Genomic DNA, 26,330 nt, shown 5'->3' with positions numbered 1-26,330 from the left:
ATTTTGCCTCATGGATCCACCGCCATCGAGCGGAACTTGCGCTCGTCCGCGAGGGTCGCGGCATCGACGACGCCCAACTGGCCTGCGCTGACGCCTTGCGCCGCTTCAAGCCGCCAGATCTGGGTCAGGATGATGCCGAGCTCGGCGGTGACGCGGGTGTTGAGATCGACCGCAGCTTTCAGCCCGTCCTGATCATCGATCAGCCCGACCATGGTCTCGAGCCGCTCGAGGCTCTGTCCAGCTTCTTCATGGCTTTCTTGCGCGGCGACCGACAACATGGCGCTGGCCCCGGCCGAATTGGCGATGCGGTTGTCGGCGGGCTGATCGGATCCGGAGAGCGTGCTCAGGCGCTCCGAGGTGAAACCGCTGCCAGACAAAACCCGCTCGACCGAGGCCGAGAGTTCCGCGCCGGGATTGAAGCCGCTCAGGAAATCACCACTGGCCAAAGACTGCGCGGTGTTGAGGGGCGCGACCAGCTTGCCGCGGAGCGCGCGGAACTCTTCGACGGTGGCGAAGAGTTCTCCGAGCCCGCTGCCCTCGATGAGTGAGGTCAGTTGCGCCTCGAGGTTCGTCAACTGTGACAGTTGGGTCTCAAGCTCCAGCCGCATGGTGGCGAGCTGTTGCATCTGGACATTCAGGTCCTCGGCCATGTGTTCGAGCTGGGCCACGAGCTGACCAAGCTGCGATCCATCGAAAGTCGGAACGCCTTGAGCCGAGGCGGGCTCGGAGAGTCCAAGCGCGACGACCGCGGTGGTCACCAGAAAAAATCGTCTCATTCAGGAACTCCCATCTGCATGAAGTCGCGCTCGGCGAGCCGATCAGCGACGAGGTGCTGCGCGTAGGCCGCCTCGCGTTGCTGGTTGGCGGACATCAGCCGGACGCGGAGGTTGAGAATACGACCGATCTCGGCCTTGGCGTAGGTGTTGAGCTCCCAGGCCGCCTTGGCATTGGGCTGGGCATCGATCTGGAGGATGATCGCGCGCAGGCGATTGATCACCTGCTCGGTGGTCGCCGAACTGTCAGCCGCGTAATAGACGCCCGCCTCGGAGATGCTGGCATATTCGGCGAGCGCAAAGTCCGAGGGCGAAAGCGTGCCGAGTGCATCGGCACCGCCCACGACAGCCAGGTATTCGTTGTAGAATTTGGAGATGTTGCGCACGTAGCCTTGGGTCTCGGCAAAGGGCGGCACGCCACCGTACTCGATGACCCGGCCCGGCCCTGCGTTATAGGCCGCGAGCGCATGGGGGATGTTGCCGAAGCGATTGAGCTGGGTCGTGATATAGCGCGCGCCGCCGCGGAGGTTGTCTTTCACATCGTACCGGTCGACTCCAAGATCGGAGGCGGTGCCGGGCATGAGCTGGGTCAGGCCATAGGCTCCGACCGGGCTTTCAGCGGCGACGTTGAAGCGGCTCTCCTGCTTGATCAGGGCCTGGAAAAGGCAGCGCCACTGGGTGGCCGAGAGACCCGCGCGGGCTACACCGGGGGCACTCGCAAACTCGCTAGAGACCTCGACGATCATCATCTCTACGGTCTCACGGCCTTCGCCGAAGAGGCGGCTGTTCATCGGGCTCGCATCGGTATTGGGATAGACGGCCGCGACCCCGAAATCCGCATTGCCCTCGAGCGCGCGGATATCGAAGCCGGGACCGGTGATGGCAGCCGTCATCTCCTCGAGGACGCGCAACTGGTCGGCCTGGACATCGGCCAGGGTGGATTCGGTGCGGTCCTTGTCCTGCTGGACGGCCAGATCCTCGGCGAGCGCCGTCACCCGCGCGATGGCACGCCCGATCGCGGAATTGTCCTGCGTCGGCACGCCCTGGGCGAGCGCGGGCAGGGTCCCGAGGCCGAGGCAGAGCCCGGCGGATATGATTGCGGCACGGCTCATTCCGGACGGGGCAGGGGCTCGAAGGTGCAGTCGGGTTTGGCTGTCTCCTGAACCGGTGCGCCCATGGTCGAGAAGGAAAGTGCGGACCGGGTCACCTGCGGCTCGCCCTTGCGTCCGAAGCATGGCGAGGTTTTCTCAGTGTATTTTTCGCAAGCCGACAGAAGGCTTGCGGCGGCGCAAAGCGCGAGAAGGGGTTGCGAACTCATATCACATGTCTCCAGAAATCGGGATTGGCGCGCCAATCGGCAGGCACGCGGGCTTCGCCGGTGGCGCCGCCGCCAAGGATGGGCAGCAACTCTCCGAGCGCAGAGAGATCGGCATCGACGAAGACGCTGTCGCCCGCCGAGCGAACGAGCGCGATGCGCTGGCCGATGGTGGGCTGCACGAGAAGGGCCGCCTCCTTGGCGTTGACGCGGAGGAAGTCGTAGTCGGAGACAGTGGCACGATCGTTCGGGAAGAGGATCTGGGTCGGGACTGTTTCGACGATGGTCTTGCCAACGCGGCTGTCGCGCAGCTGGCTTGGATATTGCGTCATCATGATCACGACGCAGTTCATCTTCCGAAGCGTGACCAGCCAGTTTTCCAGCCGCGCCCCGAAATACGGGTCGTCCAAGAGCTTCCAGGCTTCGTCGAGCACGATGATGGTGGGGCGGCGGTCTTCGACCACGCGTTCGATCTGGCGGAAGATGTAGGAGAGCACCGCCATGCGCTCGGTGGTCATGTCGAGGATTTCGGTCATGTCGAAGCCCACGATGTCGCCCGTGAGCTTGAGACCCGCGCCGCGCTCGGGCTCGTCGAAGACCCAGCCATAGCGTCCGCCTGGCGCCCATTCGGCAACGCGGGATTGCAGCTCGCCGTCGTCATCGAGCGACTGAAACAGGGTCTCGAAACTGGCGAAGCGCTGCAGCGCCGCGCCCGCATCGGCGTTCTGGCCGACGGCACTCTGGATGTGGCGGGATTGTTCGCCGGAGAGCGTGCCATTGCGCGTGAGAAGTGTCGCGAGCCAGTCCGAGAGCCAGGCGCGGCCGCGCTCGTCGGTCTCGGTGGCAAGCGGGTTGAGGCCCGTGGGTACGCCAGCCCGGATTTCGTTATAGCGCCCGCCAAGGGCGCGGACCGCCATTTCGAGGCCGCGGTCCTTGTCGAAGAAGAAAAGCCGCGCGCCGACCCGTTGCGCTTGGGCTGCGAGGAAAGCGGTGGTCAGTGTCTTGCCGGTGCCGGTGCGCCCCAGAACGAGCGTATGGCCGACCGTGGGTTCCTTGCTTGGGGCTCCCGCCTCGTGGAAGTTGAAGCGATAGCCAGAAGTGCCGACCGTGGGCAGGACCGTGATGGTTTGACCCCATGGCGACTGGTCCGGGCTGCGCCCCTCGACGCTGCCATGCAGGGCCGCGAAGTCAGCGAAATTAATCGAGGAGATTGGTGTCTTGCGGGCGCGGTAGCCGAAGTTGCCGGGCGACTGCGCGAAATACGTCGCCTTCAGCGCCATGTTTTCGCGGACGATCACCGACATGATTTCCTGGCCCACGCGTTTGATCTGGGCGGCGGCCCGTTCGAGCGTGTCGCGGTCGGGCGCATAGACCGCGATGGAGAGGTGGTGGTCGCCAAAGGCGATGCGTCCTGCCTCCTGATCATCGGCGGCTTGTCCCAGCTGTTCGCGCAGGGACACGGCGGCATCGTCTGAGGCGTGCATCTGACGAATGATCCGCTGGATGCGTTCGGCCATGATGTTGTTCGGGATCGGGCTGAAGGAGTTCGTGAGCACGATGTCGAGGGGCAGGTCGAGCGCGTCGAGCAGCGTGACGTCGGTCAGTGCGGGATAGGTCTTCATTGAGAAGAGCGCGCCGTATTTGACCCGCCCAGTCACTGCATCGGTCAGGGTGGCCACGTCGCCATCAAAGGTCGCGCGGCAATTGCTCAGGGTGTGCGAGAGGGGCAAGGCACTTTGCCCGAAGGCGATGGGGGAGAAGCTGCCGGCGTTCAGCGTATTGAGATAGCCCAGCCATTCGCCGCCAGCTTTCGTGAGTCTGACCGGATTGGCCGACGCAAGCGCCACCTCGAAGAAGCCCATGACCTCGTTCAACTCCTGCATCCGTGTCGCGCGGTCCTTGACCCAGGCCTTGCGGGCCAGTGCCCGAAGGAGCGGAATGCGCGCCGAGATGTCGGGCCGCCGGATGACGCTGAGATAAAGCTGGCGCTTGGCGGGGCGCAGGTTTTTCACATGGGACTGCCACCGCGCATCGATCGCGGCGGCGAAGCTGTCGCCCTCGATGGGGCGCATCCCGAGATTTTGCGGCACGGAGATCCGGTGTATGTAGAAACCGAAGGCATTGCCGGTCTGGGCGACGATGGCGGCAACCGCGCGCTTGAGCGCGTCGAGCCGGGCGTCCTCAGTGGTCATCGGATTGAGACCATCGAGGCGCATGGTTGCGAGGAGATCGCCTTCTCGCAGCACCATGACATCGTCATCCGTGAGCGCGAAATACGGCAGGTGCTCGGCCAGATAGCTCTCCCGCGCGAACTCGCCGCCGCCGGCGTGATGCAAGGCGGTCCCGAAGGAAGAAAGGGTGCCCGCATCACGCGCCAAAGCTGTCGCCTCCATGCAGGGCCCGGTTCTTCGTCGCGCGCACAGAGCCGTAGGAGACGCGCAGGACCTCGAAGAAATGCGGCTCGCGGTCGGCGACGAACCAGAGGATCGGATAGGCGACAATCCCGATCAGGAAGAACACCATCGACTTCGTCCAGATGAACGGCAGAACGACCCCGGTCGCCAGAACCACGAGGTATCCGACAGGGAGACCCAGATACTTGGGCGGACGGGCGAGGCCCAGAAAGAGGGGAGATCGTTCTGCCATTGGGTGATATTCCGGCTTAGAAGGAAATGTGTGTCCGGAGAGGGGCCCGAGGCAGCGTTTGCGTAGCACAACGCGTTCGGGTCGCTCGTAGGACGCTATTTTGCCGGAATGTCACGAGAAGCCGTCGACGATGGTGCCGGCCGAGAAGATCAGCACGATCCCGATGATGACCGAGGCGAACCAGCCCCAGTTCAGCCGTCCCATCATGCACATGAAACCGGTGCCGATGACCGCGAGCGTGGCGACCGCGATCCCGATGGGACCGGTCAGCGCGGCCTCGACGGTTTCCAGCATGGTCTGGATCGGTGACAAGTCTTGCGCGAGGACGGGCGTTGCGAAAGCCGCCAGGGTTGTGGCGGCAGGCAAGAGGCGGCTGAGGCGATGTCGAAGCATGCGAAGTTCCCTTGTTTTACTGAAGTTCGATAAGGACCGGCGCGCGGGCAGGCACGCGGGTCGCGACACGGATATCCGGCGCGGAAAAAGGCGCACCCGCCAGCCGGGACCGGATCCGATGGATGCGCGCGATGTAGTCGCGAGTCTCGGTGAAAGGCGGGGTGCCGGAATACTCGACCACGCGGTGCGGCCCGGCATTATAGGCTGCGAGCGCCAGGTTGATGTCCTTGAATGTGGCCAGCTGCGCGAGCAGATAGCGTGCGGCGCCGTCGAGGTTCTGTGAGGGATCGCGCGGATCGACGCCGAGCGCACGGGCAGTATCCGGCATCAGCTGGCCAAGACCATAGGCACCCTTGGGGCTCACGGCAGTCGGATTGTAGCTGCTTTCGGCCTCGACCAGGGCTTGGAAAAGGACCAGCCAGTCGTCCTCATCGAGGCCGACTTGCCGCAGGGCGCGGTTCCCCTGGTACCGGTCAGCAGTCGTGCGGATCAGGGAGAGGATGTCGTCGCGTCCGGACGGCGGTGTGGCATCCAGCGAGGCAAGAACCACCCCGGCCTCAGCGCTATCACCCAGCCCCGCCCAGGCAGGTCGTTCGCCATGAAAGGTCCAGCCCGAGGTCCGGGCTGTCCCGTCGCGGCCGAAGGCGATGACGTCAGCCGCGCTCCTCGAGGGTAATGCTGTAGTCAGGACCAAAGCGCAGATCGCGCCCGTCACCGAACTCGAGATGATGTTTGAAGAGTCCCGGCCATATGTTGAAATACCGCGGCTCTGGCCCGTGCGGGGTGATCCGGGTCGAGACCAGAATGGCTTCCGGCTCGCCCTCGCGCAGGTAGATGCACTGGTAGCGCGGCTTGCCATCGTCCGTGAACCCCACGAGTTCATACCGGCAGCGGAACGCTATGCCCTTCTCGGACAGGTCTTTGACACCATCGATGGTGATCAGGATCTGGTTGCGCGCTATCGGCATGTTCGGACTCTCCCCACGAGAGCCCTTCTACTTCACGACACTAAGGCCATAAAGTCATATGGAGTCAATACGACATATTGCAGATAAACACATATTGCGCGATAGTCTGCGCAACTTTTGCGGGAGAGCGACATGAAGCGACAGATGATGGCAGCTGCAATGGGAGTGATGGCGGTGTTCGGAGCCCCGGAGAAAGCGCGGGCCTATGACGTCGACTGCGCCATCATGCTCTGCATGGCGGGAGGCTTCCCCCCGAGCGCGGTCTGCGCGCGCGCCTATCGCACCATGATCCGCCGCATCACACCCTGGCCGAGCCTGCCGCCCTTCGGGGTCTGCACCTTTGCCCATGTGCCGGCCGAACTGGGCGGACCCGGCGGCGAGGGCGAGCTCGACACCAACTTGCCTGAATACGAATGGCTGAACCGGACCCATGTGATCTGGTTCACCGGTCAAGCCTATAGAGAAAGGGGAGGTGATCGGTATTGGGACTGGTCGCTTCGTTCCTGCGACCGAGAGAACCGCACCTGCCGGTACATCCAGCGGGTCTACCGATCCCACACGCCCTGGCCCGTGACATTCATCTCGGAAAGCGGGCAGGAGATTGCCTTTCCGAGCGGCGGAAGTTCCTCGTACTTCTATTTGCGCAGCATCATGGTCGAATACGGAGACTACGAGGGCACGGTGGGTCACTCGGAGTGGTTCTCCTACTGATCCTGGCTGCTTGGCAGCTTTAGTGAAATCGGCCGTACTGTGATACGCGTGTGGTCGTAACTGTTTGGATCCACAAACTGGCGGCGGCTCACGCTTCCATCATTCCAGCGGTAGTCGGTAAACACATGGGTTTCCGCCGTTCCGTTGATGATAAACCCTTCCTGAAAGGGCCAGGCTGTCTTTTTCTTAATCAATTGAATGCCCAGAAAATAATTCAATCCAAGAGAGTATTTACGCGAATAATTAGTGATCTAATATAGCAGATAGTGAGCGTATGGCGGTAATTTGCTTGCTAGTGGAGGGTCCAATATTTCACTTGAATGTTGGTAGCTTGGAAGGCATTAGTCACCCCAGCCGATGCGCTAGCGATCAGCGGCACCCGGTGGGGGGTGCCTGACAGGGCAGCTAACCTGCGTGCCGCCCGGCGAAAACCTTTCATACGCGCAACGATTTCACTTGGCAGGCGATGGGGTTCATTGGTTGAATATATTAGTAATCTAAGTAATCAAGGGCAATCGCGGGAGGAAACGTCATATGCGCATGGTGAATATGGATGCAAACCATGCTCTCTCTGGTAAGGAGCAGCTGTATTGTGGGGGCGCATGGGTTCCGCCAAGCGCAGGAAATTACGAGGAGACTTTTAACCCGGGCACAGGTCAGCTGATCGGATTAGTGGCTGCGGCGACCCGGGCCGAGGTGGACGTAGCGCCTGCGTGTTTGAAGGAATGGCGTGATGTTGCTCCTCTTGAGCGTGCCAGTATTCTGCAGGAAATCGCGGCTCTCTTGCACAAGCGCGGAGATGAGCTTGCGATGATGGACGCGGCCAATTGCGGCAACCCATATACCGAGGTGCGCGGCGACGCGGCCATCGCGGCGGCCCAGATGGAGTTTTTCGCCGGTCTTGTGACTGAAATGAAGGGCGACACGATCCCTTTGGGGCCGGATCGGGTGAATATGACCCTGCGCCAGCCGCTTAGTGTTGTGGCACGTATCCTGGCGTTCAATCATCCGTTCATGTTTTGTGGCGGTAAAGTGGCGGCGCCTTTGGCGGCAGGGAACGCTGTCATCATCAAGCCGCAGGTACAGGCGCCTTTGTCTGCATAGCGCCTGGCAGAGATTGTTTATGGCCTGATGCCCAAAGGCACATTCAACGTGTTGCCGGGTGATCTAGAGGCAGGTGCTGGCCTGGCCGAGCACCTTGGCGCTGCAAAGGTCACGCTTATTGGCTCTGTGTCGGCTGGCCGGGCTGTGATGCGAAGCGCCAGCGCTACGGGCAAACCTGTACTGCTGGAACTGGGTGGCAAGAACGCGCTGATTGCCTATCCCGACAGTGATCCGAAAAAGATTGCGGACGCGATTGTCGCTAGAATGAACTTTGGCTGGTGCGGCCAGTCCTGTGGCTCGATAAGTCGCGCATTCCTGTACGAGGATATCCACGACGAAGTCATTTCCTATCTGGCCGAGTCTGTTGAAAGATATAAGCCGGGCGTTCCGACGGATCCTGAAACCACGATAGGCACGATTGTCAGCCGTGCGCAGTTCGACCGGGTCATGGGTTTCATTGACTCTGCCAAAAGTGAGGGTGCGCGCGCCGTTACTGGCGGTTATGCGGTCACGGATAGTCCGCTGGCGAAAGGCAGCTTTATCGCGCCGACGATTTTTGCGGATGTAACGCCGCAGATGCGTATCGCCCGTGAAGAGATTTTCGGGCCAGTTCTTGCGGTTCGCAAATGGTCGGACGAAGATTCCATGCTGAACGAGGTCAATGCACTTGAGCTTGGGCTGCCCTGTGCAATTTGGACTCGGGATCTGGTGATGGCTCATCGTACGGCTGCACGCGTCGAGGCCGGGTTTGTTTGGGTTAACGAAGTCGGTCGGCATTTCCTTGGTGCCCCGTTCGGTGGGGTCAAGCAATCGGGTATCGGGCGCGAAGTAGGTATTGGCGAACTGATTTCCTTCACCCATGAAAAGAATGTGCATATCAATCTGTCGGGTCAGTGACCCGGTGCGTAGGTAATGTGCGAACGGGGTCTGGGATCCAAAAGCTTTTTCTGTATTGATTGCTTTGGCCGGGATGAGGCCATCCCTTCCTGCCCCTTTTGCAAACCGATAAGGATCTAAAAAATAATGAGCAATGTTGCGAACGTCCCCGATATCATCCTCGAACCCATGGTTCGGAACGCTATTATGGAGGACCTGGGTGCCGCAGGCGACGTGACAACCCGTTCCGTTCTGCCTGAAGGCACGCGCTACAAGGCGCAAATGCGTGCACGGCAGGACGCGGTTGTTTCTGGGATGCAGGTGGCCTCTCTCGCGTTTCGGCTGATTGATCCCAATCTTGTGGTCGAGACTGTCGTGGCGGATGGTACGGCCTGCAAAGCGGGCGATACGTTGATGCGTATAGAGGGATCGGCGGCGTCGATCCTTGCCGCAGAGCGTGTTGCCCTGAACTTTGCCGGACGGTTGTCTGGGACGGCAACCTTGACAGCGTCCTATGTTCAGGAGCTTGCGGGTACCAAGACACGTATCACCTGTACACGCAAAACCACACCGGGGCTGAAACTTGTCGAAAAGCTCGCCATTTTGCATGGCGGCGGCCACAATCATCGGTTTTCCCTGTCCGATGCGATCCTGATCAAGGACAACCATATCGCAGCGGCTGGTGGCATCAAACAGGTGCTGGAAGCCGTTCAACGAAATGTGGGTCACATGGTCGTGGTAGAGATCGAGATCGACGGTTTGCATCAGTTGGACGAGGTGCTTCAGACCGGGGGCGCAGATGTCATCATGTTCGACAATATGTCGACCGAAGACATGGCCGAAGCTGTAAAGCGCATTGACGGGCGGGCGAAGACCGAAGCCAGCGGGAATGTGACCCTTGGCCGTTTGCGCGAAATCGCATCGGCAAATGTGGATTATATTTCCTCCGGTGCTTTGACCCATTCGGCGGGAACCGTCGATTTCGGTTTGGATTTCTGATCCTCTGAGCCGCTCCAGACCGTCTGAAATGCAAAATGCCCGCCCTTTCGGCGGGCAATGGATACCTATTGCGTACGCCTTTCAAAATGGGGCGCTGTTGCATCAACACTTCATAAGGAAAGGTCAAGACACATGACAGACCACAGGCTGTATCAGGTTGAGCGCCCAGTATCGTCGGATAGTTTGGGGGTGTGGGGTAGCGATGTATTTGCGGATATATTGCGAGGTTTGGGGGTGAGTGAAGTATGTTGCACTGAACCCGGGGTCGAGCTTTCGGGGTTTGCACGACAGCCTTGTGAACCACCTTGGCAATGAAGATCCGCAGATGCTGTTGTGTCTGCACGAAGAGCATGCGGTTGCGATTGCGCATGGCTATGCGAAGGTGGCGGGGGAGCCATTGGCGGTGATCCTGCACAGCAACGTGGGTCTGATGCATGGTACGATGGCGATCTTCAACGTGTGCTGCGACCGTGTGCCGGTTCTGATTTATGGGGCGACGGGGCCGGTTGATGCGGCGCTGGAATCGATGTTGCGTGCGGATGTAATCGCGTGGAGCGAACCGAAAGGCCCGACCTATGTGAACTTCGACGTGTCGATCCAGGAAAAGCAGCACGAGAAGGCACCGGAGTTGCCAGATTTTGCGCGTTACCAGCCGTCGCCTCCGGCGGCACCCTCGGCCGAAGGAGTGGCGCGGGCGGCAGATCTGCCGAAGAACGCCAAGGCGCTGGGGCGAAGGTTCTGACGGATATCCGGAACGGGGCGTCCTTCCCGACGGATCACCCGCAGCATCGCGGCAAACCGGCCTTCTTCATTGACGATGCGGCGGGCGCGGTGCTGCGCGAGGCGGATGTGATCCTGAGCCTGGACTGGCTGGATGTCGCGGGCACGCTGAAACTGGCGGGCGATGTGAAGGCGCAGGTGATCCAGGCGTCGCTGGATTATCAGCTGCACAATGGCTGGGGGATGGAGCATCAAGCGCTGCCTGCGGTCCGGATGTTGCGATGCATGCGATTGCCGATGCTCTGGGTGTAGGGGCGGGCGAGATGCCCGGTGATTTACCGATCAAACCTGCGCTGAACGCCCCCGATGCAGAGGTTGAGCTTGATATCATGACGCAGGCCGGGGCGCTTGGCGAAGGTCTGGAAGGTGTCTGTGCCAGCTTTGTGTGTTTGCCGTTGGGCTGGGCGGGCGAGGCGTGGCACTTCCGTCACCCACTGGACTTCGAGGGTTCGGATCGTCTGCGGACCGAAGGCTGGGAGGTCGTTCGCGGCCCCCAGATCACCCTAGGTGTTCCGCTGCGGCTGACGGAGGAACAGCGGCAGGCGCTGCTGTCGGACGTTGCTATCATCGTGGTCAGTTCGCGGTCGGGGCTGAGCGACGCGGATCTGGACGCCTCGCCACGGCTGCGGGCGCTAGTACTTCCAACGATCGGGGTGGGTGCGGGAGATCTGGGAGGCCTGTGCCGCGCGCGGTCTGATCGTGACGAATGGTGTAACGCCCGAGAACTTTTTGGGGATGCCCGAAGCGATAGGGATGCTGATGCTGGTGCTGCTGTACCGGCTGCATGAATCCGAGCGCCTGCTGCGCGAGAATGCGGGCCGACCGCAACAGATATTTGCGCGGATGGTGCGAGGCCGGGCGATCGGATTGATCGATTCGGGGCGGATAGGACCGGGTGATCGAGCGACAGTTGGCGTTCGAGCCGGCACAGATCCGGCACAGATACTGGTGCACGATCCGTTCCTGATACCGGACACCGCACCTACGGGCGTGGGGCTGGTGAAACGCGCTGAGCTTCTGGCCATGTGTGATGTTGGTGAGCCTCCATGTGCCGTTGAACGCGCTGACACGAGGAATGATCTGCGAGGCCGAACTGCGCATGATGAAGCCGGATGCGGTGTTAATCAACACCTCGCGCGGGGTTTCATTGATGAGGATGCGCGGGTGCGGGTGATGACAGCAGGACACCTAGCCGGTGCTAGGCTAGGCGTGACGGAAACCGAACCGCTGCCCGCCCGCTGCGCGGCTTCGACCGGGTGATCCTCCCCCCGCATATCCCGGGACACACCATTGAGCTCTACACCGTCTTGCCCGACATCTTCGTCGAAAACGCAACACGCATCAAGCGCGCAGAAACCCCCAAATCGAAAAATATGGAGAGAAAAAATCGAAAAGTTGTAAGCAGGGTTTGCTGCAAGATTTACGTCGGTTTGCGCGCACCGCATGTCACTAGCTGTAAAAGTAGTGACATTGTTGAGGCTTGCATCTTCGTAAGATGACAGGGATAGTCTCGGACCTGTAGAAGCCCAGAACTGATTTTGGGCAATAGATGTTTGTGGTCTGAGCATACATGAACGAAAAATCTGATTCCGCGTTGAAAGACGACGGTTTGACCCAATATAACGAGCGCATTGCTCGCTTGGTACGTCTTGCGGCAAGAGGGTTTAACCGTGCGTTGCAGCTGCGGTTACAGACGCAAAATGTGACTTTCGGGCAGTGGATATTCCTTCGAATCCTTTGGCAGGAAGATGGTTTGTCGCAACGAGAGTTAAGCGAAAGAGCACATCTGACAGAGCCTACTGCGCATACTGCACTCAGCCGAATGGAAGAGCTTGGATATATTGAACGCCGCAATGTGGCTGGGAACCGTCGTCGTCAGCATGCTTTCCTCACGGAAAAAGGTTGGGAGTTGCGGGAGCTCCTGGAGCCTTTGGCACACGAAGTGAATAACGCCGCCATCAGAGGCCTGAGTGGTGCCGAAGAGAAAACATTGCGCAAGGCCCTTGCTGTAATGATTCGAAACCTCGAAGATGATGAGGAAAAAGCTGCTTTGAGCGGTGTCCGCGTCCCACCGACCAGAAGTAACCTTGGATCCTGAAGGTCTCTTTAGCTTCATCTGCGATAGCCGGGCCTTTTAGGCTCGGGTGATTCCGTTGGGCTACTTCCGCTGAGATGTATGGTTTTGGGGAAGCTCTGAGAGAGTTCGGAATAGTCTTGTGCTAGGCCTTGGGCGTGCTGCAACCTTATGTGAGTAGGGGTTTGGATGCTCTGCGAGAGCGTTCAAGCCATTCGCAGTTCTTAACCTAAATTTTTGGACGGTGTCTCGGTTTCGATCATGGTTGACGCAAAGTTCGGTTTTTAATAATGATCTATAAGATAGATATCTAAATTTAGAAATCTATGATAATATGACAGGGAGGAAACCATGAAAAAGCAAATCAAGGCTGCCGTTGCGGCGCTGAGCATCTCCGTTATCGGGACCGGCGTCATGGCGGACAGCGTCAACGTCACGTTGTCCGGGGGGAGTCCGTCAGGTCTTTGGTCGCTGCTGGGCGCAGGGATCGACCGGGCTGTGAAGGTTGACGATGCAAGCGGTGTCGTGACCTACCAGGCCACTGGTGGCGGTTTCGCAAATATCGGTCTGCTGGGTGCAAACCGGACCGATCTGGGTCTGGCCCATGATGCAGAAATCAAGCTGGCGCTAGCGGGTGATGAGCCGTTCAAGGCGCCCATCGAGAACCTTCAGGCAATCGGGTACATGTACAACTGGGCCCCGATGCATTTCTTCATCAAGAAGTCTCTTGCCGAAGAGTATAACATCGACAGCATCGACGACTTGGCGAAGTCGGGCGCTGCAATCCGTGTGGCGAACAACAACGCAGGTAACATCGTGGCCAATATTGCCACTTTCATGCTGGAAGAAGCAGGCTATGACGAAGGAACGATTGAAGCGAATGGCGGCGTTCTGGTGCGTGGCGGTTCGTCCCAGCAGGCAGACCTGATCAGCGATGGCCGTACGGATATGGTGATCAACGGTATCTTCGTTGGGCACTCGTCGTTCCGCAAGGTTGATGAAGGCAACGACGTTGTTCTGCTGAGCGTGCCTCAGGATATCATCGAAAAGACCAATGAGCGTTTTGGCACCGGGACCTACGTCATTCCCGCCGGAAACTATAAGAACCAGACTTCCGATGTTATCACGCTGGCACTTGGCGCGATGGTAATCACCTCTGATGCCTTGCCCGAAGAAACCGGTTACATGCTGGCCAAGAGCATTGCCTCGAACATTGATGAAATCCGCGGCGTTCATAACGCAATGAAACAGCTCTCAACTGAGTTGCTGGTTTCGCAGAGAACGCTGCCGTTCCACCCGGGCGCGAAGCGCGCCTACATGGAGCTGGGGCTTCTCAAGTAAGCCTTCGGAAAACAATGCCGGTGCGCTGACCAAAGCGCACCGGATTCGTTTGCAAGAGTGCCTCTGTCGTGCTCTGGCCGTGCTGATCACGGGCAGTAGGATGATTTTGCGCACTCAAAGCTGACCAAACCTCACAAACATGGAAATGGTGCCAGCATGAATTTCCCTTCTCTTACCGAAACTGGACGCCGTCGGAAGCTAGAGCCACCCATGCGGACCGTCGTCATGGTTCTGGCCGCGGCGTTCGCGGCATGGGTGATTCACTCTAATCTGTTCATTATCGCAGACCCGCTCATTCAGGGGATCCTGTTCGTATCCGGGATTTTCACGATTCTCTTCTTGGCGATTGGTGCAACCGCGAAAGCGCCAGATAGCATTCCATTTTATGACTGGATGTTGTCTGCGCTCAGCTTGGCCTGCGGGATTTACTTCTATGTAAGCTCTGGCGAGATTTCGGACCGTATCAGCCTGCTGGACCAGTTCACGACGGATCAGTTGTTCTTTGGGTCGTCACTGCTGTTCCTGACCATCGAAGCCACGCGCCGGACAACTGGCTTGGGGCTGACAGGCGTTGTGATGCTGTTCCTGATTTACAACCTTTTTGGCTATCTTCTGCCGCCGCCGTTCGGGCATCGCGTCAGCGAGTTCAGCTATCTGCTCGATATTCTGATCTTCACCACAGATGGGTTGTTCGGTGTCCCGCTTCAGGTTGTGGCAAGTTACGTCTTCCTGTTCGTGATGTTCGGGACTTTCCTTGCCAAGGCTGGGGGAGGGGACTTCTTTTTCAACCTGGCGGCTCTGGTCACCGGGGGCGCACGAGGCGGCCCTGCAAAGATCGCCATCATTTCGTCGGGTCTGTATGGAACCATGTCTGGTAGCCCAACCTCGGATGTTGTGGCCACGGGGTCCATCACGATCCCGGTGATGAAGCGCTTGGGCTATAAGGCCCGGTTTGCGGGTGCGGTTGAAGTTGCGGCGTCCACGGGGGGCAGTGCCATGCCGCCGATTATGGGTTCGGCTGCCTTCATCATGGCAGAGTATTCGGGTATCTCGTACAATGCGATCGTGCTTGCCGCGCTTATTCCTGCGTTGCTGTACTATATGGGCGTGTTTACCCAGGTGCACTTCCGCGCAGTGAAATACGATCTGCGGCCTTCTCAGGATGAAATCCCGACGACGAAGGAAACGTTCAGAACCGGCTGGGTTTTCTTGCTGCCCATTATCGGGATCATTGTGGCGCTGATACTTGGCTATTCGCCGACCTTCACCGCAGGTGTCGGTGTTCTGGTGACAATCCTTGCGTCGATGATCCTCAAGCAAACGCGGATGTCGTTGTGGGCAATGGTGGAAGGCCTTGGCACAACCACCCTGCAAATTTTGCCTGTCGCTGGGGCATGTGCTGCTGCTGGTCTGGTTATTGGTGGCCTGTCTATGACAGGATTGGGGATGAAATCGGCTAACGTGATCCTGACGGTCAGTAATGCGCAGCCGCTGTTGACGCTAGTGATTGCTGCTGTGGTGACCATTGTGCTGGGCTTGGGTATGCCGACTCCGAGTGCGTATATTCTGGCGGCTGTGCTTGTCGGCCCCGCTCTTTCCAAGCTGGGTTTCCCTCTGCTGCCGAGCCAGATGTTCCTGCTCTACTATGCAATCCTGTCTGCTCTGACGCCGCCAATCGCTGTGGCTGCAATCGCAGCGTCTGCGATTGCTGATGACGATCCATTCAAGATCGCATTCTCGGCTGTGCGGCTTGCAATTGTTGGCTTCCTTCTGCCGTTCGCTTTTGTCTGGAACCCCGGCATCGTTCTTGAGCTTGGTCCGTTGGCAAATACGCTTGCTGTTATTGGTGCCGTTGCTGGTGCTCTTGCAGTCTCGGCGTCAATGGAAGGCTTTATCAAAACCCAGCTCAGCTCGTTGGAGCGAGGTCTCCTGACGATTTTTGCAATTGGCGCGGTTAGCCCGTACTTCGCGGTCTCAATTGTGTGTACCTTGCTTATCATCGCTCTGGTTGGACGACAGGCCTTGTTGAAGGAAGAAGTCCCCGCAAGCGGGTAACGTCAGCCACGTGTAATGTGCTGAATGCGAATCCAAAGTGGCCGCCAGGTTTGGCGGCTACTTGCCGTTTTGACTGAGAGACGGAAAAGTTTCAGGCCGCGTCTTTGGTTCCAATCGCGGTCTGTTCGGATGACTGTCTGCGGGCTTTTTTGCCCAAGAGGTTATTGATCAAAATACACTTCGGTGATTCTGATCGATGCAGGGAGCTGCGCAAGCGGGGTGTACGAATCCCGAGGCCATAGAACAACCAGAGAGGAACCGGCAGAGCAGATCTGTATGAACACAAGGCCCGATCATGCGCGGAATAATACCAATTGCTCGCAAACCCATAAGTAGTTTTATTTACGTGGGTTTTTCTTACTTGTGAGGTGAAGGGAATATCGCTCTGACCATTGACAGACTAAACTTAGAGAGCTAAGAATAATGGCGTTTCCCAATAAAATTTCGCAAATTCTGATGCGGCGACCTGTGGAGGAGATTCAATGCTTACACCTGAAGAAAATGAACTGCTGACGCGCGTGACCGGTGATGCACCGATGGCACGTCTTATGCGTCAGCACTGGACCCCTGTATGCCTGATTGAAGAAGTGGAAGAGCCCGACGGCAAGCCGCTTCGTGTTGAGGTGCTCGGGGAAAGCTATGTAGCGTTCCGCGACACCAAAGGGCGTCTTGGCCTGCTTGATGAACTTTGCCCGCACCGCAAGGCATCGCTGGTCTATGGCCGGAACGAAGAATGCGGGCTGCGGTGTCTGTATCACGGGTGGAAAATGGATGTTGATGGCAATGTCGTTGCCATGTCTTCCGAACCCGAAGGTAGCCCCCTTATGGATAAGGTGAAGCATCGCTCTTATCCTGTGAAAGAATGGGGTGGTTTCGTTTGGGCCTGGCTGGGTGACAAAGAAGATATGCCTGAATTCCAGCCGCCGGCGTTTGCCCCGCGCGAGGATTCGGCGATCGCTATCCTTAAAATCCGCATTCCCGCAAACTGGGCGCAGATCCACGAAGGTCAGATCGACAGTGCCCACTCGTCCTCGCTGCACTCGTCGGACATGGTTCCGGCCCGCGTGGAAGGTGCTGCTGCCGATGAAAAATCCTGGTACCGTCCCTCGACGGACAAGTCTCCGCGTATGCAGACAGAGACAACCAGCTACGGGTTCCACTATGCTGCAATCCGTACGCCGATCAAAAACGCGGCGACCCATAACTATATCCGTGTGACCGAATTTGTTGCGCCCTACTATTCGTTGATCCCACCGAACAACAACTATCGTGTGGCGGCCGTTATCGTGCCGATCAATGATGAAGAGACCGCGTTCCACTTCATCGCTTGGGATGGCCCGAATGTGCCGTCGACCGAAGAATGGCGCAAGTTTACCCATGCTGTTCCAGGAGTGGATGTTGACGACAAGTGGCGCTGCCTGCGGACTGTCGAGAACGACTTCTTGCAAGACCGTGATGCCATGAAAGAAGGTAACTTCACTGGGATCAAAGGTATTCCGAACCAAGATATCGCCATGTGGGTGTCGATGGGCGCGCGCGTTCAGCGCCATACCGATGTGCTTGGTGCTTCGGACCTGGCTATCGTCGAGTTCCGTCGCTTGATGGCGGATGCCGCCAAGAAAGTGGCAGAGGGTGGCAAAGCAATCGGCACCGATTATGAAATCCCGCAAAGCATGATCAACTCTCATGAAGGCGTTTATCCGAAAGATGTGGATTGGCGCACCTTGCTGAATACTTCGGGCAAAACAGCCGCAGCTGAATAACCGGTCCGACGTTTGCAAACAGATCCGCCCGGGGCCGCATAGACCTTGGGCGGATTTTGATTCTGGCCCTGAGCATGGTTGGTGGCCATGTTGAAATTGGCAGGAGGCAGGAGGCCGGATGCGGCAAGAAGTAAACATCGAAGATTTTCGCACCCGAGCCAGGCGGAGTTTGCCCCGTGTGGTATTTGATTTTCTGGATGGTGGTGCCGAGAGCGAAATCACGCTGCACAGGAACCGTAGCGCATTTGATGATATCCGACTCAAGCCACGTATTCTCAAGGGTGGGGATGTCGATCTCTCTGTCACGCTGTTCGGTCAGAAGTATGCGGCGCCTTTCCAAATCGGACCAACCGGCCTGAACGGGCTTTATTGGCCAGAAGGGGACTTGCACCTTGCAGCCGCAGCAAAGCAGGCCGGGGTCGCATTTACGGTTTCGACAGCGTCAAACACGACTATGGAAGAAATCGCGTAGAAAAATAATTGGCCACTTTGGTTTCAGCTGTACCCATGGGGCAAAGAAGCATTTTCCAATGCATTGATCGAACGGGCGTCGGCTGCGGGCTACAGTGTTCTTGTAATCACTGTCGACTCGTTGGTGGGTGGCAAAAGAGAGAGGGATTTGCGGCATGGTTTCGCGCATGAAATCCGCATGAGCCCCTCTGTCGTATTGGACGGATTGTTGCATCCGAGATGGTTCAAATCCGTATGGCTGAGCCAACATAGGCCGCGACTGCAAAATCTGGCGGCCTTTTAGGGGGATGATGTCAGCGACAAGGCGCTTGCCGAATTTACGCGGGCGCAACGAAACCCGAATTTTTCCTGGGACGATGTAAGGCGTCTTCGGAAGCTGTGGCAGGAGCCACTTGTGATTAAGGGGATCATGTGTGCTGAGGATGCAATGGCCGCACAACGCGAAGGCGCTGATGGGGTGGTTGTTTCCAACCACGGTGGCAGGCAGCTTGATGGAGCTCCGGCGACGATTGAAATTCTTTCAGAGATTGTGTCCGTCTTGGACCAACATATGACAGTTTTGCTTGATGGTGGTGTTCGGCGCGGCAGTGATATCGTCAAGGCGCTTGCGTTGGGGGCGGACGCTGTGCTGCTGGGCAGGGCACCTCTTTACGGCCTGGCGGCGCGGGGGCGTGCGGGGGTTTCCAGCGCGCTTTCGATTCTCGAAGACGAGATGCGCAGGACCATGATTTTTACGGGATGTCATGGCGTTTCGGACCTGTCTGAAGCAGGGGTTGTCATGTCGGCCAAGGATATTGGCGGACGAGAAGACCGTTTAGGGCCAAATATGTGATTTCTAGACACAATTAGCGCGTGGCTGGGCGGTGCGTCCAGTTGACATCTTGAACTTAGCTATCTAATTATATTTCGGAAGCGAACGGACGGGAGGACCCCATGGAGCAGATCAAAATGCGCGTCGAAAAACGGCGCGATCTGACACCTACTATTGCAGAATTCACTTTGGCTCCGGTTGGCGGCGAGTCCCTGCCAGAGTTCAACCCAGGTGCACATATCACGATCGAGACACCATCGGGTGCTATGCGCCGATACTCTCTGGTAAATGATGGGAGCGACCCAAAAGAATATGTGGTCGCCATCAAGCGAGAGCCGCAGTCGCGCGGGGGGTCTGCCTCCATGCATGAGCAAGCTGTTGTCGGGACAGAGTTGAATATCGAGCACCCGGAAAACGATTTCCCGCTGACGGATGTGCAGAAATACCTCTTGATTGCCGGCGGTATCGGTATCACGCCAATCTATTCGATGGCGCGTTATCTGGATAAGAAAGGTAAGATGCTTCGGATCATTTACGTAAGCCGGAGCGCGGAAGAATCGGCCTATCTTGATGAGCTGATGAAAGATTTCGAAGGCCGGATCATCGTGCACCACGATGACGGCGATCCGAACGCTGTCTATGATTTCTGGGACGATCTGGTGACGCCGCGCGCGACCCATGTCTTCTGCTGCGGACCCAAACCGCTGATGGAAGAAATCAAAGCTTTCTCGGGTCACTGGCCCGAAGGCCGTGTCCACTTCGAGGATTTCAAGCCTGTTGATGTGGTTCGTCAGGATGACGTTGCTTTCGAAGTCGAGCTGAAGAAAAGCGGCCAAACGGTTACTGTTCCTGAGGATCGTTCTATCCTCGAAGCACTGCGTGATGCTGGCTTCGCAACAAGCAGTTCTTGCGAAAGTGGCACGTGCGGTACTTGTAAAACCCGCCTACTGGAAGGCGAGGCAGATCATCGTGATATGGTGCTGATGGAAGAAGAAAAAGGCAGCCAGATCATGATTTGCGTTTCGCGCGCCAAATCCGGGAGGCTGGTTCTTGACCTCTGATCCCGTTCGTCTTGGCGTGGCGGGGCTTGGGCGTGCTTTCATGCTCATGGTGCCTTCGTTTGATGCCGACACCCGTGTGAAGCTGACGGCTGCCGCCGCCCCAAGGGAGGAAAGCCGCGACGCATTCGAAAAAGAGTACGGTGGCACAGGGTATGCCACCGTCGAGGAATTGTGCGCAGACCCTGACGTTGAGGCCATTTACATTGCGACGCCGCACCAGATGCATGTGGATCATGTGTTAGCTGCGGCGCGCGCGGGCAAACATATCCTTGTCGAAAAGCCGTTGGCCGTTTCGATGGAGGATGCCGAAGTAATGGTGTCCGCAGCCAAGGAGGCTGGGGTGCATTTGATAGTTGGGCCGAGTCACAGTTTCGACCCGCCGGTTGAATTGGCCACGCAACTTATTTCCAGCGGAAAGTTCGGTCAGTTGCGCATGATCCAGGCCTTTAACTATACGGACTTCCTCTATCGTCCGCGTCGCCCGGAAGAGCTGCGAACCGAAGAGGGTGGGGGCGTGCTGTTCAGTCAGGCGATCCACCAGATTGATGTGGTTCGCAGGCTTGCCGGCGGCATGGCCGAAAAAATTTATGCCATGACGGGCGCATGGGATCCCAAGCGCCCGACCGAGGGCGCATTCACTGCACTGATGAATTTTGCCGGGGGGTGTGTCGCGAACATGACGTACTCGGGCTATGCGCATTTCGACAGTGATATCTGGATGAACAATGTCGGAGAGCTTGGACAGCGTAAATCAGAAGGGGCTTACGGTGGAGCAAGGCGTGCTTTGCTGGATCTCAACCCTGATGACGAGGTCCGGCTGAAAACTACACGAACATTCGGCAGCGGCACGACGATTGAGGCTGAACATAACGAACATTTCGGTCCGGTGATCGCGCTTTGTGACCGTGCCGATCTGCGACTGACCCCGGATGGGATAGAAGTGTTCGGTGACACCGAACGCGGCTTTATCGAAGCCAAATTCGGACCGGCACCACGCAGAACCGTTCTGGATGCGCTGGTGGATGCCGTGCGTCATAACAAGGCCCCCGACCAAACAGGGGAATGGGGGCTGGCAAGCCTGGAGGTTTGCCACGCGATCTTGCAATCCGCAGAGACCGGACAAGCGGTCGATCTTCAGCGGCAATGTAAAACAAATCACTAGGAGCCGACAGGATGAGCAATCTCAAACTTTCCCTTGCAATGGGTAACTATGACCGCACACGGGCAATCGTGGATGGGCGTGTTCAGATCGACGGAGTAGACCCGGTTCCGATGCTGTTGTCGCCGGAAGAAATGTTCTTTCGCGCGTTCCGCCACGAGGCTTTCGATATCAGCGAGATCTCGCTGTCGTCCTATTCGATTTCGGTTGCCCGAGGGAATCCGCATTATGTGGCAATCCCGGTCTTCCTGAGCCGTGCGTTCCGTCACACCTCTGTCTATATCCGCACGGACAAAGGGATTAACAAACCAGAAGACCTGAAGGGCAAACGTATCGGTATCGCCGAATATCAGCTTTCAGCTAACGTTTGGGTGCGTGGTATCCTGGAAGAGGAATATGGCGTTAAGCCCTCGGATATCATCTGGGTGCGCGGCGGCATGGACACACCCGGCCGGCCTGAAAAAATCAAGGTTCAGTTGCCCGATGACATTCGTATGGAGGAAGCCCCAGAAGGTAGCACGCTGAACAGCATGCTTGAAGCGGGTGAAATTGATGGCTTTATCGGGCCGCGCTGGCCGCGTTGCTTTGCTGAACGTCATCCGCATGTTGGGCGACTGTTCGCAGACAGCATTACAGCGGCGGAATATTACTTCGAGAAAACCAAAATCTTCCCGATCATGCACGTACTGGGCGTACGCCGGAGCCTGGCAGAAGAATACCCGTTCTTGCCCGCGGCATTGCTCAAGGCATTTACGCAGTCAAAACGGTTGGCCGAAGAGGCCCTTTCGGACACATCTGCCACCAAGGTGACGATGCCCTTCGTGGAGGACAATCTCAACCGTGTCCACGCGCTGATGGGGGATGACCCTTGGAGCTATGGCGTCAGTGGAAATGCGCATGTGCTCAACAAGTTTTTGGACTACCACGTAAGCCAGGGCTTGTCGCCGCGCCGTGTGGAGATCGAAGAGCTGTTCCATCCGTCGACCCTGGAAGCCTATAGCCTGTAAGAGGAATGCCGAGAATGGAAGATTATCAACCTGGCGACATTGTTGAGATCGAAACATCTGCTGGTTTGGCTTATGTGCAGCTTACGCATACGCATCCCAGCTATCCCCCGGTCGTGAAGTTCTTGAAAGGCCCATTCCAGAAACGGCCCGAAGCTGTAACCGTTCTGGCACGCGAGGCCTCGCCCATCGCGATGGTGCCTTTGAGTGGTGTTCTGAAAAAGCTCGGGCTGAAACACGCCCGGGTGGGTACGGTTGAAATTCCCCGTGCTGAAAGGGAGTTCCCAATTTTCAGAATGCCCATTCGGGATAAGAAGGGCGAGATCATTTACTGGTGGTTCTGGGATGGCAAGGGGCTGACATACACGACAGAGCTTATGCAGCAGCAGGAAAAGCTGCCCATGCGTGAAATCATGTCGGCAGAACGCTTCCTGGATCAGCTTGTCGCGGATGAATAGCGCCGCTCTTGTTGCCCGATTAGACCAATGACTGCTGGCTTTGGTGGTCTGATGGCCGCGTTTGGTGCGTTTTGTTATGCGCTTAGCTCGGTCGCAATTGCCAAAAGCTCTCAATCCGCCCAAGGGCGCGGGAATGATGTTCTGCTGTCAGTGTTGATGACAGGTTTCGTTTCCGGTGCCCTTTGGCTGGTTTGGGGGCCAGAGCTGCCTTCTGTTAGCCAGCCCGTACTGATCGGGGTGGCCTATTTTGTGCTGGCGGGTGTTCTGGGGAATGTGGTTGGCCGCCTGACGTTGTTTCGGTCGGTGGAGCTGGCTGGCGCGATCGAGACAGGCTTCATCCGGCGTCTGATTCCTGTTTTTGCAGCGATTTTCGCATTTCTCCTGCTTGGAGAGGTGATTACGACTTCTATTGTGATTGCGTTTATTCTGGTGACAGGTGGCGTGTTGATCATGATGACTCGCAAGTCCGCCAAGGCGGTATCGACCCTGGTCTCTACGGAACCTTCGCCACAGGACAGGACCAAGGGTCGGGTTTTGGCGCTTGGCTCTGCTGCGGGTTATGGTGGCTCCTTCGTAGCGCGCAAACTCGCGATGCAGACCTTGCCTGATCCGCTGGCCGGGGTGTTCATTGGTGCGTTGACGGGATTGGTATGGTTCGTTGGGTGGGGGCTTTTTCGATTGCGTGGCCGGGTAGGGCTTTCATGGAGGTTGCATAAGCCAAGCGGGTGGCAATTGCTGGCTGGTGGTGCGATGACAATCGGACAAGTCGCACTGTTTTTCTCGTTGATGTTCACCAGTGTGACCGTCGTTGCCATCATGTCATCTATCGAGATGTTCTTTGCAGCCTGGCTTGCTGGGCATATCTTCAAAACCGAAAGACGGCCTGGCCCCAGGTTCTACATTGCGGCTGCTCTGGCTGCGACGGGGGTCATCATCCTTGCGATTGCTCCGACGCTTGAGTGAACGCCGAGGGACGGTCAGCTATGTGAAAGGTTGCTGATCAGCTTGTCCATCGCCGCAAAGAAGACGGTAAGTTCGTCTTCGTCAAATCCCTGGGATGCTTGATTTGTTGCAAGGCGGGCCGCCTGCATTGATCCTCGCACACTGAAGTGGTCCGCCGTTATGTTTAGGAAAATGGAGGATCAGAATGGCTACGAAGAGACACAAGCCGGAAGAGAATGTCACGAAGCTGCGGCAGGTTGAAGTGCTTGTCGGGCAAGGCATGTCCCGGGTGGATGCGATCCGCAAGGTTCGCATTACAGAGCAGACTTATTATCGCTGGCGCAAGCAGTACGGGGGTATGGGAACCGACCGGCTCAGGGAACTGAAGCGCCTCCAGAAAGAGAACGAACGGTTGAGAAAACCCGTCTCGGATCTGACGTTGGACAAGCTGATCCTGGCGGAGGCGCCAAAGGAAAACTTCTGAGCCCCGCTCGCTGCCGTGCCTGCATCGATCACGTCCGCACCCGGTTCCATCTGTCAGAGAGACGCGCCTGCCGTGTCCTGGGGCAGCACCGATCCACACAGAGGAAAGTGCCGCATGGCCGTGCCGATGAGGAGCGTCTGGTCGCGGACATGATCGAACTGGCGCGGCAGTATGGCCGCTACGGCTATCGTCGGATCGCCGCTTTTCTGAGACATGCGGGCTGGGAGGCGAACGACAAGCGGGTCGAGCGCGTATGGCGGCGAGAGGGGCTGTAGGTGCCAATGAAGCAACCGAAGAAGGGACGGCTCTGGCTGAATGACGGATCCCGTGTCCGGCTGCGCCCTGAGTATCGCAACCACGTCTGGAGCTATGACTTTGTCCACTGCCGGACGCTCAACATCCTGGACGAGCATAGCCGGGAATGCCTAGCGATCAAGGTGAAGCGCAAGCTGAACTCGGATGACGTGATCGATGCCTTGAGCGACCTGTTCATCATGCGGGGTGTGCCGTCTTACATCCGGTCTGACAACGGCCCGGGGTTCGTGGCTCAGGCCGTTCAGGATTGGATCAGGGCCGCCGACGCCAAGACTGCCTACATCGCGCCCGGGTCACCTTGGGAGAACGGCTACTGCGAAAGCTTCAATGCCAGGTTCCGCGATGAACTGCTCACGGGAGAAGTCTTCTACGGCTTTCGGGAAGCGGAAATCCTGATCGAGCAATGGAGGAAACACTACAATACCAAACGACCACATAGTGCCTTGATATCGCCCACCCGCCCCGGAAACCATCGCTCTGATGGACCCGAGACCGGTCATGCACTAACAATCAAACCGGACCACGCAGGTGGGGCTGATCATGAACTGATCCCATGCTCTCGGCACACAACCGCCTTCGAAATGTCGCTCTCCTGCTTCTTCAGGATCGCGATGATCTGTTCTTCGTTGAACCGTGATCGCTTCATTCTTCCGTCTCCTTCGTTGGGACGGATTCTACCTCAAAACGGAGGAGGAAACGGGTCTCAGGTCAGACATTCCGTTCCTCGACGAGATTGAAGCGAACAAGAAAGGGTGATCAAGCATCCTGCACTCCTCATGAAGCGGAATGTAGGGCTTGTATCACCAGGGGACTGGGCAGCTTGCTTGCCCAGTCTTTTCTTTGTCGGGATGCAGGGCGTGTACTGTTCCTCATAAAATCATAGACTTCTAAGATTGTGATTGCTAGTTTGCCTATGAAGTTCGAATTGTGAGGATAAAATGAGCATCAAGAACATCCTTATTGCACATTCCGGTAGCGCAGGCTTCCCAAGCAGCGTTAAGCACGCGGCAAAAATCGCCGCAAAGCACGATGCATGGCTGACTTGTGTCTATGGGAACGCATCCTCGTATTTCGAGCATGTTCTTGGTTTGACAGAAGATCTTCTCGACAAGCTTGGCAGTGCAAGAAACGAGAAAATTGCAGCAGCACGTGATCTGTTCCAACAGGCGGCTGCCGAGGCAGGCCTTGCAGAGCGGTCCCGCTTTATTATGCCGAATGAGATTGGCAAAATGAACTTGCCAGAGCTGGCGCGAAATTTCGATTTTGTCGTTACCGGCTATCATTCCAACCTACCAACAGATGAGTTTCGGGTCGTCAGCCCGGATATGATCTCATTGCAGAGCGGCCGACCCGTTCTTGTGGTTCCGAATGGATATTCTACGGATCAGCTTGCATCGCATGCACTTGTCGCATGGGACGGAAAGCGTTCTGCGGCCCGGGCGCTCAACGATGCAATGACGATCCTCGAGGAAAAGCCGCGTCGGGTGACAATACTAAGTGTTGGGTCTAGCTTTCCGAAAATGCCGGAGGGGGCGGATATCTTGACGCATCTGAAGCGTCATAATGTCGACGCAGAGCATGTTATCCGTCCAAAAAGCAAGGGCGGTATCGCCGAGGTTATTCAAGAGACGGCCAGAGAACTGGACGCAAAGTTAATCGTGATGGGGGCGTACGAACATAGCAAGTTCTCTCAAGACCTTTTTGGTGGTGTCACGCATGAGGTAACGAGGACCAGTAAAGTTCCGGTTTTTATGTCTCACTAGTACCCTGGCGAGGTATGTTGAGGATTGGTGTCGCTTCCTGCCGGGAATAGTTGTCAAAACTTCG

Annotated in this window: 25 protein-coding genes and 4 pseudogenes; 19 read left to right on the top strand and 10 right to left on the bottom strand. The window is 57.5% G+C overall.

Features of this window, described 5'->3' with window-relative positions; genetic code table 11:
- Nucleotides 1–8 precede the first annotated feature (8 nt).
- The 8 genes from AC5SSZ_RS12585 to AC5SSZ_RS12550 form a co-directional block, all read right to left on the bottom strand.
- On the bottom strand, nt 9–776 hold the full coding sequence (locus tag AC5SSZ_RS12585; RefSeq protein WP_495438347.1) for a type IV secretion system protein: 768 nt from the start codon (nt 774–776) through the stop codon (nt 9–11).
- Nucleotides 773–1,885: a lytic transglycosylase domain-containing protein gene (locus AC5SSZ_RS12580; RefSeq protein ID WP_495438346.1), complete on the bottom strand. Its 1,113-nt coding sequence runs from the start codon at nt 1,883–1,885 to the stop codon at nt 773–775. Before AC5SSZ_RS12580 ends, AC5SSZ_RS12585 begins: the two co-directional genes overlap by 4 nt.
- On the bottom strand, nt 1,882–2,091 hold the full coding sequence (locus tag AC5SSZ_RS12575; RefSeq protein WP_008335582.1) for a hypothetical protein: 210 nt from the start codon (nt 2,089–2,091) through the stop codon (nt 1,882–1,884). The genes AC5SSZ_RS12580 and AC5SSZ_RS12575 overlap by 4 nt, the downstream gene beginning before the upstream one ends.
- Entirely contained in the window at nt 2,088–4,481 is a 2,394-nt protein-coding gene (locus AC5SSZ_RS12570) for a VirB4 family type IV secretion/conjugal transfer ATPase (protein WP_187432416.1), read from the bottom strand. Before AC5SSZ_RS12570 ends, AC5SSZ_RS12575 begins: the two co-directional genes overlap by 4 nt.
- On the bottom strand, nt 4,456–4,734 hold the full coding sequence (locus AC5SSZ_RS12565) for a VirB3 family type IV secretion system protein (RefSeq protein WP_008335580.1): 279 nt from the start codon (nt 4,732–4,734) through the stop codon (nt 4,456–4,458). Before AC5SSZ_RS12565 ends, AC5SSZ_RS12570 begins: the two co-directional genes overlap by 26 nt.
- A 111-nt stretch (nt 4,735–4,845) precedes the next feature.
- Nucleotides 4,846–5,127, bottom strand: a complete 282-nt coding sequence (locus AC5SSZ_RS12560) for a TrbC/VirB2 family protein (RefSeq protein WP_036761582.1) — start codon at nt 5,125–5,127, stop codon at nt 4,846–4,848.
- Nucleotides 5,128–5,143: 16 nt separating this feature from the next.
- Nucleotides 5,144–5,821 (bottom strand): lytic transglycosylase domain-containing protein, encoded by a 678-nt coding sequence (locus AC5SSZ_RS12555; protein ID WP_274840878.1) that lies wholly within the window; start codon nt 5,819–5,821, stop codon nt 5,144–5,146.
- The gene (locus AC5SSZ_RS12550; RefSeq protein ID WP_008335576.1) at nt 5,781–6,095 is read right to left on the bottom strand and encodes a hypothetical protein; all 315 of its coding nucleotides are present in this window, start codon (nt 6,093–6,095) and stop codon (nt 5,781–5,783) included. The genes AC5SSZ_RS12555 and AC5SSZ_RS12550 overlap by 41 nt, the downstream gene beginning before the upstream one ends.
- A gap of 132 nt (nt 6,096–6,227) precedes the next feature.
- Here AC5SSZ_RS12550 and AC5SSZ_RS12545 point away from each other — a divergent pair, with 132 nt between their 5' ends.
- On the top strand, nt 6,228–6,806 hold the full coding sequence (locus AC5SSZ_RS12545; protein ID WP_040885919.1) for a hypothetical protein: 579 nt from the start codon (nt 6,228–6,230) through the stop codon (nt 6,804–6,806).
- Here AC5SSZ_RS12545 and AC5SSZ_RS12540 read toward each other — a convergent pair.
- The gene (locus AC5SSZ_RS12540) at nt 6,800–7,024 is read right to left on the bottom strand and encodes a hypothetical protein (RefSeq protein WP_239368556.1); all 225 of its coding nucleotides are present in this window, start codon (nt 7,022–7,024) and stop codon (nt 6,800–6,802) included. The two genes, AC5SSZ_RS12545 and AC5SSZ_RS12540, sit on opposite strands and share 7 nt — an antisense overlap.
- Nucleotides 7,025–7,340: 316 nt before the next feature.
- Between AC5SSZ_RS12540 and AC5SSZ_RS12535 the strand changes: the two are divergent.
- The 17 genes and pseudogenes from AC5SSZ_RS12535 (at nt 7,341) to AC5SSZ_RS12455 (ending at nt 25,010) form a co-directional block, all read left to right on the top strand.
- Nucleotides 7,341–8,807: pseudogene (locus AC5SSZ_RS12535) on the top strand (aldehyde dehydrogenase family protein).
- A 126-nt stretch (nt 8,808–8,933) separates the two neighbouring features.
- A complete protein-coding gene (gene nadC, locus AC5SSZ_RS12530) occupies nt 8,934–9,785 on the top strand; it encodes a carboxylating nicotinate-nucleotide diphosphorylase (protein ID WP_008335572.1) in 852 nt (283 codons plus the stop codon).
- 238 nt (nt 9,786–10,023) lie between these two features.
- On the top strand, nt 10,024–10,527 hold the full coding sequence (locus AC5SSZ_RS12525; protein ID WP_170848853.1) for a thiamine pyrophosphate-binding protein: 504 nt from the start codon (nt 10,024–10,026) through the stop codon (nt 10,525–10,527).
- 89 nt (nt 10,528–10,616) lie between these two features.
- Entirely contained in the window at nt 10,617–10,817 is a 201-nt protein-coding gene (locus AC5SSZ_RS12520; protein WP_008335562.1) for a hypothetical protein, read from the top strand.
- Complete coding sequence (locus AC5SSZ_RS12515) at nt 10,787–11,353, top strand: hypothetical protein (protein ID WP_234994837.1); 567 nt, start codon at nt 10,787–10,789, stop codon at nt 11,351–11,353. Before AC5SSZ_RS12520 ends, AC5SSZ_RS12515 begins: the two co-directional genes overlap by 31 nt.
- Nucleotides 11,319–11,825 carry an NAD(P)-dependent oxidoreductase gene (locus AC5SSZ_RS12510; protein ID WP_243614727.1) on the top strand — a complete coding sequence of 169 codons (507 nt, stop codon included), beginning with the start codon at nt 11,319–11,321 and terminating at the stop codon, nt 11,823–11,825. The genes AC5SSZ_RS12515 and AC5SSZ_RS12510 overlap by 35 nt, the downstream gene beginning before the upstream one ends.
- A 310-nt stretch (nt 11,826–12,135) precedes the next feature.
- On the top strand, nt 12,136–12,663 hold the full coding sequence (locus AC5SSZ_RS12505) for a MarR family winged helix-turn-helix transcriptional regulator (RefSeq protein ID WP_232237206.1): 528 nt from the start codon (nt 12,136–12,138) through the stop codon (nt 12,661–12,663).
- A gap of 327 nt (nt 12,664–12,990) precedes the next feature.
- The gene (locus AC5SSZ_RS12500) at nt 12,991–13,980 is read left to right on the top strand and encodes a TAXI family TRAP transporter solute-binding subunit (RefSeq protein ID WP_008335546.1); all 990 of its coding nucleotides are present in this window, start codon (nt 12,991–12,993) and stop codon (nt 13,978–13,980) included.
- A gap of 210 nt (nt 13,981–14,190) precedes the next feature.
- Nucleotides 14,191–16,035, top strand: coding sequence for a TRAP transporter permease (locus tag AC5SSZ_RS12495; RefSeq protein WP_008335545.1), 1,845 nt, complete (start codon nt 14,191–14,193; stop codon nt 16,033–16,035).
- 482 nt (nt 16,036–16,517) lie between these two features.
- Complete coding sequence (locus AC5SSZ_RS12490; protein ID WP_008335543.1) at nt 16,518–17,798, top strand: Rieske 2Fe-2S domain-containing protein; 1,281 nt, start codon at nt 16,518–16,520, stop codon at nt 17,796–17,798.
- Between the two features lie 118 nt (nt 17,799–17,916).
- Nucleotides 17,917–19,101 (top strand): annotated as a pseudogene (locus tag AC5SSZ_RS12485) (alpha-hydroxy acid oxidase).
- A 101-nt stretch (nt 19,102–19,202) separates the two neighbouring features.
- The gene (locus tag AC5SSZ_RS12480; RefSeq protein ID WP_027246169.1) at nt 19,203–20,141 is read left to right on the top strand and encodes a PDR/VanB family oxidoreductase; all 939 of its coding nucleotides are present in this window, start codon (nt 19,203–19,205) and stop codon (nt 20,139–20,141) included.
- Complete coding sequence (locus AC5SSZ_RS12475; protein ID WP_027246168.1) at nt 20,131–21,303, top strand: Gfo/Idh/MocA family protein; 1,173 nt, start codon at nt 20,131–20,133, stop codon at nt 21,301–21,303. Before AC5SSZ_RS12480 ends, AC5SSZ_RS12475 begins: the two co-directional genes overlap by 11 nt.
- Before the next feature lie 11 nt (nt 21,304–21,314).
- Complete coding sequence (locus AC5SSZ_RS12470) at nt 21,315–22,307, top strand: ABC transporter substrate-binding protein (protein WP_027246167.1); 993 nt, start codon at nt 21,315–21,317, stop codon at nt 22,305–22,307.
- 14 nt (nt 22,308–22,321) lie between these two features.
- On the top strand, nt 22,322–22,762 hold the full coding sequence (locus AC5SSZ_RS12465; RefSeq protein WP_008335528.1) for a hypothetical protein: 441 nt from the start codon (nt 22,322–22,324) through the stop codon (nt 22,760–22,762).
- A 27-nt stretch (nt 22,763–22,789) separates the two neighbouring features.
- Nucleotides 22,790–23,725, top strand: coding sequence for an EamA family transporter (locus AC5SSZ_RS12460; protein WP_027246166.1), 936 nt, complete (start codon nt 22,790–22,792; stop codon nt 23,723–23,725).
- Nucleotides 23,726–23,909: 184 nt separating this feature from the next.
- Nucleotides 23,910–25,010: pseudogene (locus AC5SSZ_RS12455) on the top strand (IS3 family transposase).
- A 34-nt stretch (nt 25,011–25,044) separates the two neighbouring features.
- Here AC5SSZ_RS12455 and AC5SSZ_RS12450 read toward each other — a convergent pair.
- A pseudogene (locus AC5SSZ_RS12450) lies at nt 25,045–25,149 on the bottom strand (transposase); the annotation flags it as partial.
- Nucleotides 25,150–25,441: 292 nt separating this feature from the next.
- Between AC5SSZ_RS12450 and AC5SSZ_RS12445 the strand changes: the two are divergent.
- Nucleotides 25,442–26,266 (top strand): universal stress protein, encoded by an 825-nt coding sequence (locus AC5SSZ_RS12445; protein WP_008335508.1) that lies wholly within the window; start codon nt 25,442–25,444, stop codon nt 26,264–26,266.
- Nucleotides 26,267–26,330 lie beyond the last annotated feature (64 nt).

The organism is Phaeobacter sp. CC-HEC084 (genome assembly GCF_059429255.1).
Note: the sequence above shows the minus strand (reverse complement) of the source record. Positions and strands in the feature narration are given on the sequence as shown.